This is a genomic window from Mechercharimyces sp. CAU 1602 (genome assembly GCF_024753565.1).
In the GTDB taxonomy this organism is placed as follows: domain Bacteria; phylum Bacillota; class Bacilli; order Thermoactinomycetales; family JANTPT01; genus Mechercharimyces.
In genome coordinates this window covers 1,180,494-1,200,431 of sequence record NZ_JANTPT010000001.1, presented here as the reverse complement: position 1 = coordinate 1,200,431, position 19,938 = coordinate 1,180,494, and the positions used below count along the sequence as shown (strand labels likewise).

Annotated in this window: 31 protein-coding genes and 1 pseudogene; 27 read left to right on the top strand and 5 right to left on the bottom strand. The window is 43.6% G+C overall.

Features of this window, described 5'->3' with window-relative positions; translation table 11 throughout:
* Positions 1-134: 134 nt before the first annotated feature.
* Both NXZ84_RS06350 and NXZ84_RS06345 read left to right on the top strand, forming a co-directional pair.
* Positions 135-860, top strand: coding sequence for a DnaD domain-containing protein (locus NXZ84_RS06350; RefSeq protein WP_258839429.1), 726 nt, complete (start codon positions 135-137; stop codon positions 858-860).
* Positions 861-970: 110 nt separating this feature from the next.
* Complete coding sequence (locus NXZ84_RS06345) at positions 971-3,223, top strand: YheC/YheD family protein (RefSeq protein WP_258839428.1); 2,253 nt, start codon at positions 971-973, stop codon at positions 3,221-3,223.
* Between the two features lie 43 nt (positions 3,224-3,266).
* Here the strand turns inward: NXZ84_RS06345 and NXZ84_RS06340 are convergent, their stop codons facing one another.
* The 4 genes and pseudogenes from NXZ84_RS06340 to NXZ84_RS06325 all read right to left on the bottom strand — a co-directional run bounded on the left by NXZ84_RS06340 (position 3,267) and on the right by NXZ84_RS06325 (position 6,213).
* Positions 3,267-3,695: a glutamate ligase domain-containing protein gene (locus tag NXZ84_RS06340; protein WP_258840351.1), complete on the bottom strand. Its 429-nt coding sequence runs from the start codon at positions 3,693-3,695 to the stop codon at positions 3,267-3,269.
* Between the two features lie 81 nt (positions 3,696-3,776).
* Positions 3,777-4,241, bottom strand: a pseudogene (locus NXZ84_RS06335) (Mur ligase family protein); the annotation flags it as partial.
* A 64-nt stretch (positions 4,242-4,305) separates the two neighbouring features.
* A complete protein-coding gene (locus tag NXZ84_RS06330; protein WP_258839427.1) occupies positions 4,306-5,841 on the bottom strand; it encodes a recombinase family protein in 1,536 nt (511 codons plus the stop codon).
* Between the two features lie 9 nt (positions 5,842-5,850).
* Positions 5,851-6,213: a helix-turn-helix domain-containing protein gene (locus NXZ84_RS06325; protein WP_258839426.1), complete on the bottom strand. Its 363-nt coding sequence runs from the start codon at positions 6,211-6,213 to the stop codon at positions 5,851-5,853.
* A gap of 204 nt (positions 6,214-6,417) precedes the next feature.
* On the opposite strand from NXZ84_RS06325, the gene NXZ84_RS06320 reads away from it, so the two are divergent.
* The 25 genes from NXZ84_RS06320 to NXZ84_RS06200 all read left to right on the top strand — a co-directional run bounded on the left by NXZ84_RS06320 (position 6,418) and on the right by NXZ84_RS06200 (position 18,053).
* Positions 6,418-6,639 (top strand): helix-turn-helix transcriptional regulator, encoded by a 222-nt coding sequence (locus NXZ84_RS06320; protein ID WP_258839425.1) that lies wholly within the window; start codon positions 6,418-6,420, stop codon positions 6,637-6,639.
* A gap of 83 nt (positions 6,640-6,722) precedes the next feature.
* Positions 6,723-6,953 carry a hypothetical protein gene (locus tag NXZ84_RS06315; RefSeq protein ID WP_258839424.1) on the top strand — a complete coding sequence of 77 codons (231 nt, stop codon included), beginning with the start codon at positions 6,723-6,725 and terminating at the stop codon, positions 6,951-6,953.
* A gap of 78 nt (positions 6,954-7,031) precedes the next feature.
* Positions 7,032-7,757 carry a BRO-N domain-containing protein gene (locus NXZ84_RS06310; protein WP_258839423.1) on the top strand — a complete coding sequence of 242 codons (726 nt, stop codon included), beginning with the start codon at positions 7,032-7,034 and terminating at the stop codon, positions 7,755-7,757.
* Positions 7,758-7,770: 13 nt separating this feature from the next.
* Positions 7,771-7,971 carry a hypothetical protein gene (locus NXZ84_RS06305; RefSeq protein ID WP_258839422.1) on the top strand — a complete coding sequence of 67 codons (201 nt, stop codon included), beginning with the start codon at positions 7,771-7,773 and terminating at the stop codon, positions 7,969-7,971.
* Between the two features lie 469 nt (positions 7,972-8,440).
* The gene (locus NXZ84_RS06300) at positions 8,441-8,698 is read left to right on the top strand and encodes a hypothetical protein (RefSeq protein ID WP_258839421.1); all 258 of its coding nucleotides are present in this window, start codon (positions 8,441-8,443) and stop codon (positions 8,696-8,698) included.
* An 11-nt stretch (positions 8,699-8,709) separates the two neighbouring features.
* The gene (locus NXZ84_RS06295) at positions 8,710-8,997 is read left to right on the top strand and encodes a hypothetical protein (protein WP_258839420.1); all 288 of its coding nucleotides are present in this window, start codon (positions 8,710-8,712) and stop codon (positions 8,995-8,997) included.
* Positions 8,997-9,119 (top strand): hypothetical protein, encoded by a 123-nt coding sequence (locus NXZ84_RS06290; RefSeq protein ID WP_258839419.1) that lies wholly within the window; start codon positions 8,997-8,999, stop codon positions 9,117-9,119. The genes NXZ84_RS06295 and NXZ84_RS06290 overlap by 1 nt, the downstream gene beginning before the upstream one ends.
* On the top strand, positions 9,116-9,946 hold the full coding sequence (locus tag NXZ84_RS06285; protein WP_258839418.1) for a hypothetical protein: 831 nt from the start codon (positions 9,116-9,118) through the stop codon (positions 9,944-9,946). The genes NXZ84_RS06290 and NXZ84_RS06285 overlap by 4 nt, the downstream gene beginning before the upstream one ends.
* Entirely contained in the window at positions 9,939-10,157 is a 219-nt protein-coding gene (locus tag NXZ84_RS06280; protein ID WP_258839417.1) for a hypothetical protein, read from the top strand. The genes NXZ84_RS06285 and NXZ84_RS06280 overlap by 8 nt, the downstream gene beginning before the upstream one ends.
* 13 nt (positions 10,158-10,170) lie before the next feature.
* On the top strand, positions 10,171-10,380 hold the full coding sequence (locus NXZ84_RS06275; protein ID WP_258839416.1) for a hypothetical protein: 210 nt from the start codon (positions 10,171-10,173) through the stop codon (positions 10,378-10,380).
* Complete coding sequence (locus NXZ84_RS06270; RefSeq protein WP_258839415.1) at positions 10,371-10,574, top strand: hypothetical protein; 204 nt, start codon at positions 10,371-10,373, stop codon at positions 10,572-10,574. The genes NXZ84_RS06275 and NXZ84_RS06270 overlap by 10 nt, the downstream gene beginning before the upstream one ends.
* Positions 10,575-10,625: 51 nt before the next feature.
* On the top strand, positions 10,626-11,543 hold the full coding sequence (locus NXZ84_RS06265; RefSeq protein ID WP_258839414.1) for a hypothetical protein: 918 nt from the start codon (positions 10,626-10,628) through the stop codon (positions 11,541-11,543).
* Positions 11,431-12,309, top strand: coding sequence for an ATP-binding protein (locus NXZ84_RS06260; protein ID WP_258839413.1), 879 nt, complete (start codon positions 11,431-11,433; stop codon positions 12,307-12,309). Before NXZ84_RS06265 ends, NXZ84_RS06260 begins: the two co-directional genes overlap by 113 nt.
* A gap of 4 nt (positions 12,310-12,313) precedes the next feature.
* A complete protein-coding gene (locus tag NXZ84_RS06255; protein WP_258839412.1) occupies positions 12,314-12,565 on the top strand; it encodes a helix-turn-helix domain-containing protein in 252 nt (83 codons plus the stop codon).
* Positions 12,546-12,752 (top strand): hypothetical protein, encoded by a 207-nt coding sequence (locus tag NXZ84_RS06250; RefSeq protein WP_258839411.1) that lies wholly within the window; start codon positions 12,546-12,548, stop codon positions 12,750-12,752. Before NXZ84_RS06255 ends, NXZ84_RS06250 begins: the two co-directional genes overlap by 20 nt.
* 276 nt (positions 12,753-13,028) lie before the next feature.
* Complete coding sequence (locus NXZ84_RS06245; RefSeq protein WP_258839410.1) at positions 13,029-13,277, top strand: hypothetical protein; 249 nt, start codon at positions 13,029-13,031, stop codon at positions 13,275-13,277.
* A gap of 34 nt (positions 13,278-13,311) precedes the next feature.
* Complete coding sequence (locus NXZ84_RS06240; RefSeq protein WP_258839409.1) at positions 13,312-13,521, top strand: hypothetical protein; 210 nt, start codon at positions 13,312-13,314, stop codon at positions 13,519-13,521.
* Positions 13,515-13,718 carry a hypothetical protein gene (locus NXZ84_RS06235; RefSeq protein WP_258839408.1) on the top strand — a complete coding sequence of 68 codons (204 nt, stop codon included), beginning with the start codon at positions 13,515-13,517 and terminating at the stop codon, positions 13,716-13,718. The genes NXZ84_RS06240 and NXZ84_RS06235 overlap by 7 nt, the downstream gene beginning before the upstream one ends.
* Positions 13,711-14,133, top strand: a complete 423-nt coding sequence (locus NXZ84_RS06230) for a RusA family crossover junction endodeoxyribonuclease (RefSeq protein ID WP_258839407.1) — start codon at positions 13,711-13,713, stop codon at positions 14,131-14,133. Before NXZ84_RS06235 ends, NXZ84_RS06230 begins: the two co-directional genes overlap by 8 nt.
* Before the next feature lie 69 nt (positions 14,134-14,202).
* Positions 14,203-14,334, top strand: coding sequence for a hypothetical protein (locus NXZ84_RS06225; RefSeq protein WP_258839406.1), 132 nt, complete (start codon positions 14,203-14,205; stop codon positions 14,332-14,334).
* Between the two features lie 6 nt (positions 14,335-14,340).
* Positions 14,341-15,099, top strand: coding sequence for an N-acetylglucosaminidase (locus NXZ84_RS06220; RefSeq protein ID WP_258839405.1), 759 nt, complete (start codon positions 14,341-14,343; stop codon positions 15,097-15,099).
* A gap of 33 nt (positions 15,100-15,132) precedes the next feature.
* Entirely contained in the window at positions 15,133-15,567 is a 435-nt protein-coding gene (locus NXZ84_RS06215; protein ID WP_258839404.1) for an ArpU family phage packaging/lysis transcriptional regulator, read from the top strand.
* A gap of 194 nt (positions 15,568-15,761) precedes the next feature.
* Complete coding sequence (locus NXZ84_RS06210; protein ID WP_258839403.1) at positions 15,762-16,400, top strand: YIP1 family protein; 639 nt, start codon at positions 15,762-15,764, stop codon at positions 16,398-16,400.
* Entirely contained in the window at positions 16,400-17,623 is a 1,224-nt protein-coding gene (locus NXZ84_RS06205; protein WP_258840350.1) for an HNH endonuclease, read from the top strand. The genes NXZ84_RS06210 and NXZ84_RS06205 overlap by 1 nt, the downstream gene beginning before the upstream one ends.
* A 13-nt stretch (positions 17,624-17,636) precedes the next feature.
* Positions 17,637-18,053 carry an SMI1/KNR4 family protein gene (locus NXZ84_RS06200; RefSeq protein WP_258839402.1) on the top strand — a complete coding sequence of 139 codons (417 nt, stop codon included), beginning with the start codon at positions 17,637-17,639 and terminating at the stop codon, positions 18,051-18,053.
* 478 nt (positions 18,054-18,531) lie between these two features.
* On the opposite strand, the gene NXZ84_RS06195 is transcribed toward NXZ84_RS06200, so the two are convergent.
* Positions 18,532-19,629: an RNA-guided endonuclease InsQ/TnpB family protein gene (locus NXZ84_RS06195; RefSeq protein WP_258839401.1), complete on the bottom strand. Its 1,098-nt coding sequence runs from the start codon at positions 19,627-19,629 to the stop codon at positions 18,532-18,534.
* Positions 19,630-19,938 lie beyond the last annotated feature (309 nt).

Here is a 19,938-nt window from a genome sequence, read left to right as displayed (position 1 = left end):
CTTATAATCTGAGAGTAGAAAATCAGATTGTGGGTGTTATGGCTTGACGCATCGGGGAACCCGATGCGTCTTATTTTTTCAAGCCTGTTTTTTTCTTTTTGTGGTTGCTATAGTAAGAGTAAGAGGTGGGAACGATGAAAGATGTAAATAGCGCTGTGGTTACGGTAGTACAGATCTTGGAACAGGGGAATGTATCCGTACCCGCATTGCTTATATCTGAGTACGCTCAATTGGGGCTTTCAGAAGGTCAAGTGATGTTGCTGATACAACTCATCCACTTCAAAGAAAAAGAAGGTAATTCTTTCCCGACAGTAGCAGAACTGGAGGGCCGGATGAGTGTAGCAGCAGATCAGATTGTAGGTTGGTTACACACCTTAATTGGTGAAGGGTTTCTTACAATCGAAAAGAGCGTAGATGAGCAAGGGCTTCATAGTGAACAGTATCATCTGCTACCCCTTTACCAACGATTGGCGGAATTTATTCTGGAGCGCGAAGAAAAAGTAGGGGTATCTGAGGAAAAAGCTGACTATCAAAGCGTATTTCAGTTATTTGAGCACGAATTTGGGCGTCCTTTATCACCGATGGAATGTGAGACGTTGGCTCAGTGGATCGATGAAGATGGGTACCGTGAGGATGTAATTCGGGTTGCTTTGAGAGAGGCAGTATTTTGTGGGAAAATATCATTTCGTTATATCGACCGTATCTTGTTAGAATGGCAGAAAAAAGGGATTAATTCAGCAGAAGCTGCGATTGAACATACTAAGCAATTTCGTCAGCAAGGTATGTTATATCAAACCTCTGCACAACCAGCTGCCAACTATGAATCCGGCAATTTTTCTTTTTATAAATGGGTTAAGTGAAAAATAGACAGCGTTATTATGCGCCTGTCTATTTTTATTGTTTTTTCGGGGAGCGCCCGTTCCTTTTGTCCTGTATGGCATATGGATATAGGGAAGAAGGAGGGGATCACGTGGCACAGATTGTAGGTGTATTGGTCAGCAAGGGCACCTTGAAAAACGGGCTAAAAGGGTGTTCCCCATATGAATCCTTTGCCCTCTATGATCTATATGGATCTAAGCACGGTGTCAAGCCAATCTTTTTCTCACTTGATGATATTAGGTTTTCTCGCAGAGAAGTGCGTGCTTATATACGAACAGGGGCGGGACATTACGAATCTCGTATGTTTCCACTACCACGTTGGATACACCATCGCACGCGACCTTTCGGTAAATCTGTCAAAAAGTTGATTCAGTTGAAGTCGCTTCATGGACTTACGTTGTACAATGCTAATAATCGCCTTGATAAGTGGGATGTATATTCTAAATTAGTACAAAACCCTGAGATAAAGCCGCACTTGCCAGAGACGTCACTCCTTACTTTGGAAGAGTCGGAGCGGTTATTGGATACCTACTCTTGTGTCTATTTGAAACCAACGAATAAAAGTTTGGCGATCGGTCTGGTGAAAGTAGAAAGAGTAGGCGGGGATAAAGTACGTGTTTCGTACCCCCGGAAAACGCCAACACGTATATTGGCATCATCAGATTGGAGAAAACTTCAACATAAATTGATGAAGCAAGGGAAATATCTTGTGCAACAAGCCATTCCTCTCGCCAGCCTAGAAGGATGTCCGTATGATCTGCGTGTATCAGCTTTGCGTGGTCGAGAAGGGAAGTGGCAAGTGGCAGGGCAAGTAGCTAAAGTAGGACCGAGCAGTGGGATTGCAACCAATGTATCAGTTGGGGGAAGGGCGCTACCTTTCTCATCCGTTTATCACTTAAGTGCTTATTCCTTTGAGGAGATTTCGGCTAAAATTGATGAAGTCGTACTTCGAGCTGCCGATCAACTGGGTGAAATGGATGCGGGCTTAGCAGATCTGGGCTTTGATGTGGGGATTGATCACAGTGGCAATGTATGGATCATCGAAGTGAATGGGCGGGATTTACGTATTACGTTCCGGCAAGCGCGTGAGTTTCAGTTATGGAATCGTACTTTTGAGTATCCGATGGCTTATGCGGCCTACCTAGCGGAACAAAAAGAAGAGTATGAGTGTACAGAGGAGAAAAGACGAGGAAAAGCCGTCGTAACACCTGGTAATTTACCAATGCAAGGACTTGGGGCAGGATCGGTCGAGATTTCTGTACGTGAACGGGTCTCCCGTGAAGCGGGGGAATATCCGGTTACGGTTTTCGGAAAAAATGTTCCGCCTTTAGGAAAAGCAATTGCGTTTCAGACTGGCATCAGCCCCACCTCCCTCTATCTCAAGCAGGTGACAGCAGAATTAGTGCGTTTACAGCCGGAAGTAATTCAAATCGAAAATCGCCCTTTGTTTATTTCTGCTATTCGGAGAGCGTGTCCGTCGGCGAAGATCGTATTATATCTACACTCAGAAACGTTTATTCGTCCTCCCAATGGGAAGCCGAAGACGATTGGAGCAGAGTTGGCGCAATGTGATCTGATTTTGACAAACAGTGAGTTTATGAAGAGGAGAATAGCGGAGCGTTTTCCAATGTGCCTTCCTAAGATCGATGTGTTGCCACTCGGGGTAGATGTAGATCAATTTCATCCGATAGATAAGGAGGATGAGAAAAGGATAGCGGTACGGGAGAGACTGAGGATCGCCAACAAAAAAGTGATTTTATATGTGGGCAGAATTATCGCACAAAAAAGTGTGCACGTACTGCTTGATGTATTTCCGCAGATTAAAAAAGCTCATCCTGATGCCCACCTGCTCGTGGTGGGTAGTACACACTATAGTGGGGATAAAGAAACGCGCTATCTCCAGCTGGTAAGGAAAAGAATGGAGCGTGTAAAAGGTGATGTGACATGGATTACTGCGACTGCTCATGAGAAATTAGTCACCTATTATCAAATTGCGGATCTGCTTGTTACCCCTTCACGTGGGAGTGAAGCGTACGGTCTTGTAAATTTAGAAGGTATGGCGACGGGTTTGCCTGTGGTTTCAACGACAAATGGTGGGATTCCAGAGGTGATTCAGCATGGGAAGAACGGGATCCTCATTGAACCAAAAGAGCTACAGACGCGCCTAGCAGAAGCATGTATCGAATTGTTGTATGACCCTGTAAAGGCAGAGCAGCTAGGGAAAGCGGCCCGTCAACGAGTGCAAGAAAAGTTTTCTTGGGAAGAGGTAGCAAAAAAGGAGATACAGTTGACGCGGTCATTGATCAGTTGTGATGATCAATTGAAGAAAGCAACTAACCAATAGTAAAAAGTACAAAGAAAAACCCCTGCTATATAGATGCAGGGGTTTAGTTATGCCGTTGCAGAAGTGATCGAATGATATTTTCGAAACGAAATTTGCGCGAGGCTTTAAAGTATATTGCGGCTTTTTCAGGTGCGACGCGGGCCAAGTAGGAGGCAACTTGATTGGAACTTTGAAAGTGAATCACGCGATTGCGAGCAAATCCGTTTTGAATGGCTGTATCACTAATTTTTTTGGCATGGGTGCCGACGGTAACTAGCCGATAGAGAGGCATGGTGGCGACCATTTTACCTATATGCTTATGCCAATAGGAAGAATGAGCACCTAGCTCGAGCATATCGCCTAAAACAGCGATGGCGGGTCGATGAGGAGCAATTTGCGCAAATACTTCCATTCCTGCTTTCATGGAAGAGGGACTAGCATTCCATGCATCGTTAATTAACAGTCTACCTCTACCTGCGGAAATTGGTTGCATTCTCATTTTGGGAGCACTCATTCGTAGCAGACCACTACGAATTTCCGCTAACGACAACCCCATCTCTGTTGCGATACCAATGGCCGGTAAACAATTGTATACGTTGTGAACCCCGATCATGGGGACAGTCATTTCCCCGCACTTGACTCCATTCATGGTGAGATGAAAGGACATTCCCTTGGTTGTATAACGGATGTTACTAGCCCGCAGATGCGCTTTATTATGAATAGAAAATGTTTTTACAGTCCCAGGATAGCGATTTGTTTGTAATTTAGTGGAACGTTTGTCATCTGCATTGAGAAAGATCGTGGAGTTTTTACGCATACCGTTGATCAGTTCCTGCTTAGCTTTGACGACAGTATCCATCCCACCAAGGCTTCCTACGTGAGCTTCGCCTACATTCGTAATCGCCCCGAGTTGGGGGCGTACAACAGCACATTGACGAGCAATGTTGCCAAGGGACTTCATCCCCATTTCCAACAGGAGGACACGATGGGATTTGTTAAGCATAGTTAGATATCGAGGAAGGAACGAGACAGTATTTAGATTTAGATGATACCCGTTTGATTTAGGGGAGTTCTGAAGAAAAGTATGGAGGCTCTGTGAGGGTTTATATGTGGAAGAATATTTCTAACTCAAAGTCATCCTTCTTTGTTCGCTTTGTTCGACTAAACAAAACCTTTTTAATCACCGACTTTAGTAGCTTGTTTTTTTCTTCCACATCAGTTGTATCTTCGTATCTATCAGTTATATTTTGTAATTTAGGTATTAATTCTTTTTGTTTTTTTTGACTCTCTGTCTTCAGATCAACCTCATCTTTGAGGTTTTTTATATGGTCAGAGTTTGCCTTTATTTTTTCGGTAAGCTTAGATTGTCTCTCCAAAAATGTACTAACGTCATATATTCCTTGTTCGAGAAGGTCATGCAATTTCTCTTTTTGGTTCTGGAGTTTTTTAATCTCTCCTTCTTTCTTGATAATCACGGCTTTTTTCATGGAAAGTGAAGAATCATCTTCTTGAGTTTCTACTGCACCCAATTTGTAACTCGTTATTGTCTGTTCTACAGATTCTAAGATCCTAGTTTCCACTAGCCTTAGTAAGGCTGACTTCTGTATACCTATACAGCCAGGGCTCAAGCACCTAACCATGGCGCAGTTGTTTTTATCTGATTTTCTATGCATTGAGTATCCGCAAATACGACAGTAGAGAACTCCAGCTAATGGGTTTTTCAAGGTCTTGCCTGGTTTAGTTCGTGGGCTATCCAGACCATACGAGGCATGAGCTTTGTCCCATAACTCTTGGTCGATTAGGGGCTCATGAGCGTTTTCTTTTATATTCCACTTTTCTTTTGGTAATTTTTTTGAGGTTGTTTTTCCATTTATTTTCTTAAACTTAGTCTTCCCCCATACAATGTGTCCAAGGTAGGCTTCGTTCATCAGTATGTTTTTTATAGTAACTACATTCCAATAGGGAGCGTTACCAGGGCTAGGGATGCCTAAGTTTTGCAATTCATTGAGGATACTTAATCTGCCGAAGCCTGTAGCGCACAACTCGAATATTTTTTTGACGACCCAGGCTGTATCTGGATCAGGGTATAATTTATGATTGTTGTCCCGTAGGTAGCCATATGGGGGTTTCTTTGAGATGGATTTCCCCTCGTTGACTGAAGCAATCCTGCCTCTTTGCATTCGTTTTGTGATGGATTTTAATTCTTCACGAGAAATAAGTGATTTAACTCCAAAAAGAAGCTCTGCGCCTTCATCGTTTGGGTCTATAATCTCATTAGGAGTAACTATTAAAGTATCACTATGCTGAACAGCACGATAAATACTGCCCATGTCAAACATATCACCACGCCCTAAACGATCTAAGTCCACAATTAAGATTGCCTCGACTGCTCCAGACTCTACTTGGCGAAGCATGCGTTGAATTTCAGGTCGCTCGATGATATATTCTCCGGATACCACTTCCTGAAAAATCTCAATGATTGAGTGCCCCTCTTTACGCGCAAGATCTAATAGTTGTTTGCGGTGCCTATCTAAAGTATCAAAATGATTACCTTCCTCAATAGCTTTTCGCTCCTCTTCTTCATCTGTTCGTGATTTGCGGAGATAGATAAATACATCGAGATTCTTTGGTCTGTTCATTAATCTCACCTATTTCGATTCATTATCGTTTGTGTTTTTTTGGGCTTCTAATTTAGCGAGCTTTAAAAGCTGTTTAAAATACTCGATTCCTTCAGGATGTGCAGGAGTGTTCTCATCCCACATGATGTTATCTTGATCAAGAAACTCTTCCATGCTCAAAAGAGTGGGTTGGTGTTCTTCGCGACCCAGAAGATAATCTGTAGAAACTGAGAAAAACTCACTCAGTTTTTGCAGAGTCTCGTAATCAGGATGTCTGCGATTGGTTTCATATTGGCTGTATGTGACTCGATTTATATTTAAACGGTGAGAAAGTTCCTGTTGCGATATTTTTCGTCTACTGCGTAACTTTCTAAGCCGATCACCAAGTTTCAATTGAATTCATTCCTTCCAAGTCTATATAGGCATATCATCATTATATGATGCTAATAGCATCAAGTAAAGGGAAAAGGATTGGATTTTAACGGAAAATAAGTTTCGAATAGAACCAAAAATGTTGTTGACTTGTTTCTTTTCGCATCATATAATGAATTTAATGAATGATGCGAAAAGAAACATACAGGGAGGCATGATGAGTTAATGAAACGGAAATGGCTAGTAGATATTCGAAAGAGCCAGGGATATACGCAACAAGATATAGCAGATAAAGCTGGAGTGCATAGATCAACTTACAGTCAGTACGAGCAAGGTATTAGGAACCCCAGTATTACTTCAGCAAAAAAAGTAGCAAATGCTTTAGGCTTTAGGTGGGAAAATTTTTTTGAAGAGACTAGATGCGAAAAGAATCATACGATTGCATGAAAATAGGAGGATTTGAATGCCTGTACTTATGTCCACATCACATAAGATATCCCATAGAGGTTACAAAGCAGGTGGGATTCAAAATGAAGGAAAGTAATTCAGACTATAAAAAGCCTAAAGAATATAAATTTGGGAATACTCGCTGCATAGTACATTCTATATTTTCATGGATGAGTGATGAAGAGCAAGAAGAGTGGTTTCGTGAAGAATATGCCAAGAAAAATCCATTTGTTCTTAATTTGAACAATGCAATGTCTTCCTGCTATAGGAGTATTGTTCAAAACGAACAGAAAAATGAACCTAATCCAAAGTGAACGCCATTGATTGTGACCTTCAGATATGACCGAGCTTCGGCTCGGCACAGTGGACGAGCCTAGGAGGGAGATGAGGAGATGGACAAGCTTCAGCGAGTGTTCGACTACAACGGTTCAGATGTGAGAACGCTCACCCAAAACGGGGAACCTTGGTTTGTCGCTAAGGATGTATGTGAGGTGCTGGATATTAGCAATCATCGGGATGCCGTTTATCGATTGGATGATGATGAAAGGGGGTCGGTATTAGTGGACACCCTTGGAGGCAAGCAAGAAGTAGCTGCTATCAATGAACCAGGACTATATACACTCATCCTGAGAAGTCGCAAACCCGAAGCGAAAACATTCAAACGGTGGATTACACATGAAGTTATCCCAACCATCCGAAAAACCGGACAATATCAAAAGGAACAACCGAGCCAATCTGAATTGATTCTGATGCTCGCTCAACAGAACGTCGACAACGAGAAGCGAATCAAACGATTGGAGGACAAAGCAGAGGCAGCGCATCATCGTATCGACAACTTGGACAAGCTCGATACCATTGGTGATCCGCAACAACGCTTAAACGCCATGGTGAGGAAGTATTCGACAGATAATGGACTAGGCTTCCAGAAAGGGTGGCATGATTTCAGGCAGGCGTTTAACACAGCGTATCGTACCAACCTGACCATGTTGATTGAGAACTACAAATACAAACATAGCATCAAGAAGCTGACCATGCCGGAGTACTTATCAAGAGTTGATCGCTTGGATGATGCGATTCGTGTCGCGGACAAGATGCTCAATCAGCAAAAAGCACAATAAAGGAGCTGGTCACATGGCAATGGGAACGTACTACGAATGTGACATCTGTGGGAAGACGGAGAAAGATTGCAACGCTTGGTGGATTCGAATATCTATGAGAGCTGTGGATGAGGAGTTTTTTGAACTGTACGATGGGGAGTTTCTATTGTGCAGTGAAGCATGTGCACATCAGCTTATTAAAAAGAACGAGAAAGAAAGGGAGGTGATCAAATGAACGTCAAGGTTGGGGAATGGCGCAAGCTCAGTTGGAGCGAACAGATGAATCAATTACGCCAAAAGAGCCTGGAACAAATGAAAAACCGCCACCGATTGGAGCGGTAGCGGAAACTTGAGCTTCCAAAAGTTCAACTAACAGAATCCTATCATATTTCAAGTGATAGGACAAGAGGAGGCTTAACTCATGGGGTGTATGACTGACGGAGCCTTGATTGCGCTCAACTTTGTAATAGCAGTTTTGATTTCACTTGTGATCCAATGTCTTATGGACAACCGCCGCTGAGTCAATCTTTCACTATTGACGTGATGATGATACACAATATACCCACAATGATGGGGATCAGTGCCTTTTCGAACAACATCCTTTTTAAACTTTTCCAATTACTCTCTTTGTATGTTTTTCCGTCATAAGTGACGGAGATGTCATTGAGGGTATCGTCAGCCTACTGAGAATGGGAGATGATCACTTGAAAACAGCCACATTCGAAGTCACCCATCACAATAAGCGCTATGTTTCGATCGGAGGATACCTGCAACATGAGGCGCATGTGACGGTTAGCGATCCAATTGAAGAGGACAAAGAGTCTATTGATAGATTTGCTTTTCAAGTAGCTGAGTCCGTTCGATATAGCCCATACGGATACGACATGTTCAACGTGGTAGTAGAGAGAATGAAGGAGGATCAATACATTGTCACGTGGGGTTCATGGACAACATGCGATTGAGGAGTGTGGAGATGGAAATTACTGATCAACTAACGTGTACTTGCTATAGCGACAGTGGTGGACATTTAGAACATACAGTATGGGTCAACTGTTACGAGAGGATAGTTGACAAGGAATCGATCAACAGGCTTGTCTTTCAGATCGTTTGCGAGACGGGATATGATCCCTACAGCTATGGTATGTGGAGCGTGAAAGTAAAACGGATTGACGACTATAAGTATATGGTTGACTGGAGATCGGGCTGGGGAGAGTTAAAACCGTCTGTAGAGAGCGAAACAGATCCAGGAGGGATGTTCTGATGAGCGGTTGCTACTACTGTGAGGAAGAAGAGCACATCACGCAAGTCGGGGAAAAGTTGTACGTGTGTGACGACTGTTTGGACGAGCTACTTTGTAAAGCCGCTGGGGGCGAGGTCAAATGAGCAAGGAGAATAGCGTCCAAGTCATTGAACAGCAACAACCCGCTGGACTGATTACCCCAGCGGGATCAGTTGAAGAGACGGTAAATCAGTTCAGACTTTATCAAGAGCTGAAACAGAAGATAGGACAGGATGAGGACTTTCAAAAGATCGGAGAAAAACGTCACCCCAAGAAATCCTTTGTTCGCAAGGTTCAACGCTTCTTCAATCTATCGTGTGAAATTGTCCAAGATGAGCCTTTGAAGGAAGATGGAAAGATCATCGCTTGGCTAGCAAAAGCAAGAGCCGTCCATCTTGGAACCGGGGCATATCAAGAGGCAGATGGGGCGTGCTCCTTTGATGAAAAGGTAGACAGACAAGGAAAACCAGTAAAGAAGCAGCAAACCATCCACAACATCCGAGCGCACGCAATTACGAGGGCGAAAAACCGTGCCATTCTCGACTTGGTGGGATTCGGTGAAGTATCCGCCGAGGAGATCAACCATCAAGAGTACCAGCATCAACAGCAGAGACCACAACAACAGTCGAAACAAGATCCGCTCGTTCTCAAGAAGAAAGAAGCCCTTCAAATCGGACGAAACAAGGGGCTCACAGATGAACAGATCGTTCAGCTTCTCAATGTGATCATAGACCCTGGAGACAGAGAGCCGACTGTAGCAGAAATGGACGAGCTCATTGGGCATATCAAAAGCAACACCAAGGAGGAGCTACTTGAGCTAATAGCACCACCATCTGAGGAAGATGAAGCCGAAGCGAAAGAAGTTGAAGTGTTGGATGTGAGTGATCCGAAAGAGGACGAGGTAGCGGAGGTGTTGGGGCTCAATGAGTGAGATTCGAACCCATGAGTCGCACAGCCGTTACGACGGGATGATGTTCTACTTTCAGCTTGTCAGCGAGGATGGACACTTCGATCACTGGACGATGATCCGTGAAGGTAAACACAGATGGGAAGTCTATAACCACTACCAAGGGGAGTATAGGCTTCTATACAAAGGCATGAAGATTGGACAAGCCGTTCGAGCGGCACAAGAGTCCTTATAGGAGGTGGAGGAAGATGCAGGAGTGGGGTGGGAATCAGCTTATAAAAGATACGCCATTATCTGAACGGAGGCTCTACTACTACGAAATGCTAGAAAGTGACTTAATAGCAATTAAACAGGCATGTGCGCTAGGGGAAACTGAGGCAATTACAAGCCTTGTGAGGGGAAGCGAGTGGGCACTGGAGGAGCTATTTCTACTAGAGGGGGTAGATCAATGGGATTAAATGAGTATAAGGTGCGCTGGACGTTCGATAGAGAGGGAGAAGGACTGAATTATCTAAAGGGAGGGGACAAGCTGGTAGTCGAGGGTGTCAAGGAGCAATGCGGGGTGCGCTGGGTGAGTCGACAGAATGACGAAGTGGTCTATGGATGTACGAATATTGGAATTGTGTACGCACGGGAGCTGACACGGATTTAAGTAAGCAAAGGGCGGCTACGGTCGCCCTCATCTAGGGGGAGGGGAAAGAAAATGGCTCGGAAACGAATGATTGACCCCAACTATTGGACGGATGAAAAGTTAGGCACGTGCGAACCGATGGCAAGGATGACATTTATGGGCTTGATAAGCAATGCAGACGATGAAGGAAGACTGAGCGGACACCCTGCATTGATTAGCTCACTTTTGTTTCCGTATGACTCACACATCACTCATGTACAAGTCAGTGAATGGTTAAAACAGCTTGAAGATAAAGGAATGATCCATTCATATAAGGTGGATGGACAGACCTATATCCAATTACCTAATTTCTCGAAGCATCAAACAATAAATCGCTCAACCGCATCAAAATTACCTGCCCCTAGTAAAGCAGATCCACTTGAAAATCCGGTAGAAGAGAGAGGAGAAATAGAGGTTGAAGAATCCAACGATAATCACTCATTGAATACTCACGGAGGACTCAGTGAGGGCTCACTCCTAAAAGAAACTAACGGAAGAGAAGAAAAAAGAAAAGAAAACAAACCAACAAAACAACAAAACGATGATCGTTGGTTGGACAATGATCTTCCATCAACGCCAATCATGAATCAAGAGATAGAAGCTTACTTTATTCAGAGACGGAACAAAGGGACACTGTTGTGTGCAAAAGATATGCAATTAATTCAAGAGTTGATCGACGATAAATTTACGCTTGATGAGGTTAGACGAGGGATTGACCATGCCTTTGACCACTACAAGCCGAAGCATAAACGAGATAGCATCAAGTCGTTTGCTTACTGTGACACGGTCATTCGAGCCATGAAAGCGAAGGAGGTAGGGTCTCATGCAGGCAGACGGGATGAAGAGCATAGCTCCGATGATGGAACAACTGCAGGCAAGGGTCGAAGCGCTCAAGCAGAAGAAACGGGACAGGGATACTACGACCAGTTCGACGGACTCTTCGGGAACTAAATGCCCAACGTGTAAGGGGATGGGGTACCTTCTCGATCCAGATGATAGGTGGAAGTACCTTGGGCAGTGTGAATGTTCGATTCGTGAGCAAGCCAAGCAGAGGCTTCATGCAGCGATGATTCCCGATGAATTCAAAGAGGCTTGGTTTGATCAGTACAAAGTGAGCAACGGGGCGCAGAAAACACTGTACAATGCGTCTCAGGAATACTTGAGGGACTTTCCTAAGCTATTACAAGATAAGAACGAGCATCGGCGAAGCATCGGTTTTATTGCTAAGTTCGGTGAGCAGAGGATGAAATCTATCAAGAATCTTTCTGAGAGAAGAGAGAAGAAGAAACAGCATAACAACTATGGGCTAGGGAAAACGCATCTTCAAGTGGCGATGGCGAAGGACTTGATTGCAAAGGGGAGGCGAGTGTTGATCATCTCAGACGTGTTATTCATGGACGAGTTGATGCAGTCCAAGATGATCGGTGACGGGGGAGTGGAGATGAATCGCATTCTAGGGCTGGTGACAAGGGTTCCTGTCTTAGTCTGGGATGACATCGGTAAGAGCAACCCGACCGAATCAAAACAAAGCATGTATTTTCAAATCATCAATGAGCGATATAAATCCAAGTTGCCGATTATCTACAGCTCAAACGAGGATTCAGAGACCCTAGAAGAGCGGATTGGAGGAGGAGCAACATCGAGGCTGTTTGGGATGTCACATGGTCGAATTTATCCCGTACAGGGACCAGACTATCGTTTATGGGGAGGGAAATAGATAGATGACTGGAAGAGAGATGCCTGTTGCTACACCGTTTGAGCGCAGATTGTTGTATGTGGCGTTGGAAGACCTCGATTTTGTTTGGGACGAAGCGGAGGTACCACAGGTGGTGGAGATGTGGCGGGATGGACAGAGCCTTCACGATATTGCAAAGACGCTGGACAGAGACCCAGACGAGGTGACGCTACTTGTTATGGACTTGGCTCGGCAAGGGCGGATCAGCAGACGAAAACGTGGAGCGAGAGGGGCGTGAAGAGGTGGAAGTGTTTCAAGTACTGATAATCGCATTCATGGTAGCTTCCGTCGTGTTTTATTTCTCTATAGGGAATGCGGATTTAAGTGATGACTCCGTAATTTTGCTCCTAATCATGTTCGTCGGTTCATCAATTGCTCTAGTTACTTGGACATTAGCAATGGCTTACTTTGAGAAGGGGGTGTAGAGGTGACTTTCCGCCTGGAGGATCTTGAGCCAATATTGGATGAGGCACACAATTGAGAAGAAAGGGATACGTATTATTGAGTCAGATCCTAGTGGAGGCGCACTCTGCTATGAGAAGAATTTTTTCTTTGCCTATGGCGGGAGTATTACAAGCTCTCTCACGGTTTGAAAGAGGCGCTGAGGTATAAGGATTGGCGAAACGATGAGGTTGAGTGCCCACAAGTGCAGAAGAAAGGAATGCATTCGGTAGAGGTGGAGGACATGAGGGGAGGAAGAAATGAAGATTAACTGGATTGACGAATATAAACCGGAAACATTCACTCGACCAATGTTGAACTATTCGAGACTTAAGAAGGGTGATGTCGTCTATAAGAACCAGGATGAAGAACAGATATACAAAATACTTGAGATCATTGAGATAAGAGATGAGGAGTCTTTTATCAGAGTCACAGGGCGGTGGCGACGGATGAGCCCGAACGAGATCGAGGAGGCAGACCTATCGACATTTAAATTTGATCTGAGGTGAGCGGATGGAACCTGTGTCTATGGTCTTCCGAGGTGTGAATGAGATATTCTCCCTAGCAGATGTGGCTTGGGTGAACCGAGGAAATACGATTGAGAATGAGGTCTTGGTCATTTTGAAGTGTTCAAGATGGGATTTCGAATATGAGGAATGGGCAAACATCATTGTCTTGCTGGGAGATGAAGCTGACGAATTTCTGGAGCGGTGGGTCAGCTACAAGGAAAGAGGGGGAGCAGAACAATGCTGAAGACAGGTGATCGGGTGGTCATGTACGGGTGTGGGGAGGCGGATTTGAAAAAATTCCGTGGCAAGGTGTGGATTTGTAGATCGGATGAGCAGAGATGGACTGAAGATACCATGGTTGTTTTACTCGAAGGTTACAGGGGTTATTATGCAACGAAGTATCTGAGATTAGCCACTGAGGAGGAGATTATCAATGGTTGAACGCTACGGATTTCAAGTGTTCAAACAAGGAAAGAAGAGTCGGCGATTTGTGCGTGATGGGATGATTAGCTTCACGGTAGTGGGTCGTCCTGTCCCAGCGGTGCGGATGACGCAGAGGGGGAAATGGACACGACCTAATGCCAAGCGATATCTCGCATACAAGAACAACGTGGGATGGGCGGCGAAAGGGGCGGGTGTCCGTCCCACGAAAGCCCCTGTGAGGGTGGAAATAAGGGTGTACCTGCATGGCAAGAGAGAGGGCGACGTGGACAACTACAGTAAGTCGATTCTGGACGGAATGAACGGGATTGCGTACGAGGATGACAAACAAGTTCGGAGGCTGGAGATTGAGAAGGTATCTGTTATTTCCAAGGCAGAAGAACGAGCAGAAGTCACTGTAGGGGAGGTAAATTGAATGACCGTCATCTACTATAATCCCGTGGCATTCGAGAATAGATGCGAGGTTTGCGGGGAGGATCGGGAGGTGAATTTGAAGGTGTCGGGTGTGTGGGTATCGGTACAGGACGGTAGGGGAGATCGACTGGGATTTATACAAAGGATTGATGGAGGATTGAAACCAGAAAGGAATGCGAGAGTTAAATTAAAAGGGAGATGATGGGGGGTGGGATTCAAAGTAGGAGAGTTGTTGAGCGGAGAGTTGCGATCATTCGGGTTTACATCTTGTGATTTGACAGTGGAGCAGGCAAGTGAGATTCACAAGGAGTATGGCACGAATGGAGCGATCGTATGGGATGATGAGTTGGGCGGATTCCGTAGTGCGACATTAGAAGAGGTCATAGAGAAGGTGTCGCCGTCAAATACGATGTCGCCCTCGAAGATTTTCCAACACATTCTATTGTCAAAACAGATGGATGTCAGCATAGAGCAGTTGGATCAGGCGTTGATAGGAAAGGGCTCGTTGGAAGGGACAGGTTTCACATTTAAGGCGGCGGCAGACATATATGGGGTGGATCCAGTGTATCTGATTGCACACTCGCTTCTGGAAACGAACCACGGGGCAAGTGCGCTGGCAAATGGTACGGTAAAGGACTATGAAGGGTATTACAATGTGTTTGGATTAGCGGCATATGATGGCGACGCATCAAATCTCGGTGCCGCATTCGCGAAACAGAAGAACTGGAACAACGTGAAGAAGGCGATCATTGGCGGAGCCAAGTGCATCTCTGACTGGTATACGTATTCCAGCCATGATCAGGATACGCTCTATAAGATGTTGTACAATCCAGCGAATCCAGGGGTACATCAGTATGCGACGGATATTGGATGGGCAGAGAAGCAGTCGAACATGATTTACAGGATTTGTAGAGACAATGGGATGGATGAGTTGGAAGTAGAGATCGACTATCCGGTATATAAGTAACCGTTACAATTAATCCAATATGGGGGTGCAGGTATGGAATCGGTAGCAGCAGGGACTAAAGCAGCGAACAAGAAGCCTGTGCATCGGCGAAAGGTAGAGGAGCTATTGAAAAACTATCGTACCTGGAAAGCAACCTTGCAGATGGAAGAAGAGTTCCCGTCTTGCACCCCTGTCTATGAAGAGCGGACAAGCCCTGGTTATAGTGCGTATGTGTCGACCACAGAGCAATATGGGATTCGGCGAACAGAACAGAGAGAACGGCTAGAGTGGATGGAGGTAGAGGTGAAGCGGATTGAGCGGTCATTGGCTGTGTTGGATATTGATGAGCGGCTGGTGTTAGAGGAACGGTACATGCAGAATCGGCTGGATAAAGAGGTGCAGGCGAGGTTGATGTGGAGTGAGAGTACGTATAGGAGGATTAAGAAGGAAGCGATGCGGAAGATGGCGGTGATGTTGGGGGTTGTGTGAGGGGGCGGGTAGGTTGTGTAATAGTATCTATAAGGTATTTGAATACCTTATAGATACTATTACTCATATCCTTTTGTGTGTGGAACTGGAATTATTATACTTCCATGTTATACCAACAAATGCTATAATATCTCTTTAAGAAAGTAAATATTATTACTATTTTTGAGGTGAGCTACTTGTATATGCTGTCTAAAATGCGAAACTTTTTATTGTCTCCTCGCTCTTTTTTTGAGGAGTTAAACAATGAGTCTATACCATTATGGAAGCTGTTTCTATTAACATACCTCTTGGGATTGGTAGTTGCATTCAACGGCGCATTCAAAAACTACATAGGGTTAAATCTAGACTTGCTACAAGTACTAGCAACAGTTTTGTTCAACGGACTACTAAATGGTCTTGTATTAATCGTTGTTTTTGTGCCTTTGTTCAAGTGGATAGGCAATATGCTTAAAGGTGAAGGCACATGGAAGAGAATTTATCAGATGATCTTATTTGCATCCCTTCCCCTGATAATGACGTTGATTTTATGGGTAATTGAAATCGCTATATACGGTAATTTTTTTACGAAAGGGTTTATTTACTACCATGCATATGGGAGTATGCGTGTTGACCAGCCTATACGGTTTTACATTCATTTAATCGTTTCCGTGCTTCATATTCTAGCATTTTTTCATACGCTTATTCTTCTTTTCATAGGGTTAAGTAAAGCTCACAGCATAAAATTCTGGAAGTCAGTGATTGTACTCATTTTGTCATCCGTCGTGGGCTTCTTTATTATTGCGTTGCTAGCTTCTATTGTTCATGCATCAATTGTTGTATTTGGTGGTGTGTGATGATAAAACGACTCAAAGATATTATTAGTTCTAGCAAGGGTTCTTCGACAATTGAATATGTTATCATCCTGATGGCAGGTGTACTACTTGCTACCATTCTGCTCAATGTGTTCTCAGAGGATAATGATATAACACGTGCATTACAGAATAAGGTTAAACAGACTTTGATGGGTGAGGTTAGCTCACCAGAGGATAATGGCTCTAATAGTGATCATAATGGAGCGATTTTATCCTCAGGAGATAATACTGCACAAGATGATGGGATAGAAATTGTTACGAAGTGGGATAAAGATAAAAAAACATATAATGAGTTAATTTATTCTCCATCGAATGACCCGCCTACGCTTGGAGAGCTAGGGAAGGCAACTTATTCATCGAGCATCATTGGGATTACTCCACTGGATCACGATGATGAAACAGATTCGACGAATTCATGGTGGAAAGAATTCGGAGAAGAGTCGGCGGACTACTTTGGCGACATTATTGATGAGGTTTTTGAACGACCCAAATTAGATATTAAATCACTTGCTAAGTGGACTCTCACGCGTAATCCATTTACAATTGTAGGTTCTGCTTACCTCGAGGGAGAACCAGCTGGAGAAACCCAAGGCGAAATTGATTCTGCCCTTGATAGAGGATCATGTAAAAGTTGTGAAGACGAAGATGCAGGCAATCAAAAACAAGATAAGAATTTTAGCTCTCTTAAGCCTGGAGACCCTGATTTTTCATATGATATTGTAGACTCTGAGTATGCCAATGGTGACATTAAGAAAGTAGCCGAAACATCAGATGATAGGGAAATTCCCCTGGTAAATAGTAAATATGCTGGTAAGTTGCATAACGGAGTATATTATAATGATGATGGGTTTCCGGTTTTTGACGAGTGGACAGTGGCAGAGATTAACATTCCTGATGAAAAGGTTGTGGGCAAAAGCCCTAAACAATTGGCATTAGCTACAGAGCTCTTTAAGCAAAAATATCCTGATTGGGAGACCCGTTTTGACCTTCCTGAGAAAACTAAGCAAGATATTAGAAAAGGTAAAGGTAGTCCTAAAGACTATACTTGGCATCATCATCAAGATACGGGTAGAATGCAGCTGATACCTAGAGATGTTCATGAAAGTGCACGACATACTGGCGGGCACGCCATTTGGGGAAAACAAAGCGAGACTAGTGATGAAATAGATGACATTAATAAAAAGAAAAAGAAGAAAAAGAAATAGGAGGCTGTCACGCATGTGGGAATCAGTAAACAAGAGTTTGGATGTACACAAAGTGAAGCAATCTTTATCAACATTAAATATATCTTTTCCAAACAGGTTTTACGAATGGTTATCCGAGTTTCATGGAGCTGTGGTTGAAGATGAAATTGAGATTATAACGAAGGATGGTGAAGAACAGTACTTCTATAAAGTGTTTACCCTTGATCAAATGATTGATAAATATAAAGAAGCACTAGAAGATGATGAAGGGTTTGAGTTTATTTTCCCTTTTGCATGGGATGTAGGCAAAAATCACTTCTGTTTCGATTATCGAGGCGGAGACCCAACAATCATATTTTTGGATACTGACTACTTCATTTCACATAATCCAGAGGCAGCAGAGCCCATATGCGATTCATTCGATGAGTTTCTAGATGAGTATCTTAAGTAATTACAGATAAAAGGATATATATGACCGCTATTACGAGGAAAACAGTGCTATTAAGGAGAGAAAAGCGATCCTACTCAAAGTGAGCGGATCGCTTTTCTATATAAGAAGAGCCTTCGAAGCTCTATTCATATTTATGAGGAGGATATACCCTCGTTCTGATCTTCTGTTGATACACGTACGTGGTATTCACCCCATATTCACGAGGAGGATATACCATAAGCCGTCGCTCATCCTTTTTTCTTAGTGGTATTCACCCCATATTCATGAGGAGGCTTCGACTCGAGCGACGTGGTATTCACCCCATATTCATGAGGAGGATATATCAGACCCTCAAAAAAGCCCGTGATTATGGGGATTAGGATGCTTGCTCCTCTTGAAAAATGAGATGATTCTCGGGAAATCCCGTCTAGTGACAAGATATTGACCGAGCTTAGACGGTCTACCCGACCGCAAAATTGGAATGGTCTAGAAGCGGTGCTTATGCCGATTTCTGCATGTTATCCAGGGCTTTCAGAAGGATATTTTTTGCCGCATTGATGTCTCGATCTTCAGAATAACCGCAAGAACACACATGCATTCGATCCTTTAGTGCTTTCTTGACAATCTGTCCACAAGCTGAGCAGGACTGCGTAGTATTGTATGGATCCACTTGGATCACTTCCTTACCAGCATATTCTGCTTTGTAAGTAGTGAACTGTACAAGTTGTCTCCATGCAACATCGACTATGCTTTTTGCTAGGTTGTGGTTTTGAACCATGCCTGTGATATTAAGCTTTTCGAAGGCAATGAGATCATACCGATCAACAAGGTTCCGGCTGATTTTATGGGCGAGATCTTTTCGCTGATTAGCCACTCGTTCATGTAGTTTAGCGAGTTGACTTACTCCCTTTCTTCTTCTGTTAGAACCCTTTTTTCGCCTAGAGACGATTCTTTGAAGCTGTTTGAGCTTTTTCTCTGACTTCTTAAGATGTTTGAGATTAGCAAAGAATTCTCCATCTGAAGAGATGGCGAGATGCTTTACTCCGAGGTCTATCCCTACTTGCTTACCTGTAAAGTGTGTATGATTGGTAGGTTCGATTTCACAGGATAAGCAGGCATAATACTTATTACTTTTTCGTACGATAGTGCAGGTTTTGATTTTTCCCTCCATTTGTCTGTGGCATTTAATACGTATATCCCCTATCTTAGACAACTTCAGGTATTTGCCTTCGAGAGAGAATCCGCTTTGGGGATAGGTGAAGCTGTCGTATCGTTTCTTTCCTTGAAAACGTGGATACCCTGGCTTTTCACCTAGTTTGACTCTGCGGAAAAAGTTTTGAAATGATTTGTCCACACGAGCCACGACTTCTTGAAGCACTTGGGCGTACACTTCCTTGAATGCCGTGATTTCCTTTTTTAAATCTGGTAACTCATTTTGTTGCATACGACGGTTGACAGAAACCCCTCTACGTGTGTATGCGAATCTCCGTTGTTCAAGACAAGAGTTGTACAACCAACGGCATAGATTTAAATTGAATTCAATGTTTTTGGTCTGTTGTACATTCGGCTCAAGTTTGAACTTGTATGTCCTGAACATTACTTGTTTAACCCTCCTTCTGTTGAGTGTTTTTCTGATGCTATCATGATTAATTAACTATATAGTTCCTTATGAATTTGTTTTTATGTAGGAAAGGTTAATATTTCTTTTTGTGAAGATGATTTTGATTGTACAGATCTGACCGCTTTTTGACCGGTTTCTGACCGCTATTACCGTGAAAACCGTGCTATTATGGTAGTGTGATCGTATGCCGCTAAGGGTGGCTGGGACGTTATATATTGATGAAGAATACAATCCTGTTTCTCCTTAACGCTCAAGTGTCGCTTGGGTAGGGAGAACAGGATTTAA

Excerpts from the sequence above, each read along its gene's own strand:
- NXZ84_RS06255 (WP_258839412.1), top strand. The coding sequence starts at position 12,314 with ATGACTGGAAGAGAGATGCCTGTTGCTACACCGTTTGAGCGCAGATTG.
- NXZ84_RS06210 (WP_258839403.1), top strand. The coding sequence starts at position 15,762 with ATGCGAAACTTTTTATTGTCTCCTCGCTCTTTTTTTGAGGAGTTAAAC.
- NXZ84_RS06280 (WP_258839417.1), top strand. The coding sequence starts at position 9,939 with ATGAGTGAGATTCGAACCCATGAGTCGCACAGCCGTTACGACGGGATG.
- NXZ84_RS06200 (WP_258839402.1), top strand. The coding sequence starts at position 17,637 with ATGTGGGAATCAGTAAACAAGAGTTTGGATGTACACAAAGTGAAGCAA.
- NXZ84_RS06305 (WP_258839422.1), top strand. The coding sequence starts at position 7,771 with ATGGCAATGGGAACGTACTACGAATGTGACATCTGTGGGAAGACGGAG.
- NXZ84_RS06320 (WP_258839425.1), top strand. The coding sequence starts at position 6,418 with ATGAAACGGAAATGGCTAGTAGATATTCGAAAGAGCCAGGGATATACG.
- NXZ84_RS06230 (WP_258839407.1), top strand. The coding sequence starts at position 13,711 with ATGGTTGAACGCTACGGATTTCAAGTGTTCAAACAAGGAAAGAAGAGT.
- NXZ84_RS06350 (WP_258839429.1), top strand. The coding sequence starts at position 135 with ATGAAAGATGTAAATAGCGCTGTGGTTACGGTAGTACAGATCTTGGAA.
- NXZ84_RS06295 (WP_258839420.1), top strand. The coding sequence starts at position 8,710 with ATGGAAATTACTGATCAACTAACGTGTACTTGCTATAGCGACAGTGGT.
- NXZ84_RS06270 (WP_258839415.1), top strand. The coding sequence starts at position 10,371 with ATGGGATTAAATGAGTATAAGGTGCGCTGGACGTTCGATAGAGAGGGA.
- NXZ84_RS06195 (WP_258839401.1), bottom strand. The coding sequence starts at position 19,629 with ATGTTCAGGACATACAAGTTCAAACTTGAGCCGAATGTACAACAGACC.
- NXZ84_RS06290 (WP_258839419.1), top strand. The coding sequence starts at position 8,997 with ATGAGCGGTTGCTACTACTGTGAGGAAGAAGAGCACATCACGCAAGTC.
- NXZ84_RS06310 (WP_258839423.1), top strand. The coding sequence starts at position 7,032 with ATGGACAAGCTTCAGCGAGTGTTCGACTACAACGGTTCAGATGTGAGA.
- NXZ84_RS06245 (WP_258839410.1), top strand. The coding sequence starts at position 13,029 with ATGAAGATTAACTGGATTGACGAATATAAACCGGAAACATTCACTCGA.
- NXZ84_RS06275 (WP_258839416.1), top strand. The coding sequence starts at position 10,171 with ATGCAGGAGTGGGGTGGGAATCAGCTTATAAAAGATACGCCATTATCT.
- NXZ84_RS06315 (WP_258839424.1), top strand. The coding sequence starts at position 6,723 with ATGAAGGAAAGTAATTCAGACTATAAAAAGCCTAAAGAATATAAATTT.
- NXZ84_RS06260 (WP_258839413.1), top strand. The coding sequence starts at position 11,431 with ATGAAGAGCATAGCTCCGATGATGGAACAACTGCAGGCAAGGGTCGAA.
- NXZ84_RS06235 (WP_258839408.1), top strand. The coding sequence starts at position 13,515 with ATGCTGAAGACAGGTGATCGGGTGGTCATGTACGGGTGTGGGGAGGCG.
- NXZ84_RS06265 (WP_258839414.1), top strand. The coding sequence starts at position 10,626 with ATGGCTCGGAAACGAATGATTGACCCCAACTATTGGACGGATGAAAAG.
- NXZ84_RS06330 (WP_258839427.1), bottom strand. The coding sequence starts at position 5,841 with ATGAACAGACCAAAGAATCTCGATGTATTTATCTATCTCCGCAAATCA.
- NXZ84_RS06340 (WP_258840351.1), bottom strand. The coding sequence starts at position 3,695 with ATGCAACCAATTTCCGCAGGTAGAGGTAGACTGTTAATTAACGATGCA.
- NXZ84_RS06285 (WP_258839418.1), top strand. The coding sequence starts at position 9,116 with ATGAGCAAGGAGAATAGCGTCCAAGTCATTGAACAGCAACAACCCGCT.
- NXZ84_RS06205 (WP_258840350.1), top strand. The coding sequence starts at position 16,400 with ATGATAAAACGACTCAAAGATATTATTAGTTCTAGCAAGGGTTCTTCG.
- NXZ84_RS06215 (WP_258839404.1), top strand. The coding sequence starts at position 15,133 with ATGGAATCGGTAGCAGCAGGGACTAAAGCAGCGAACAAGAAGCCTGTG.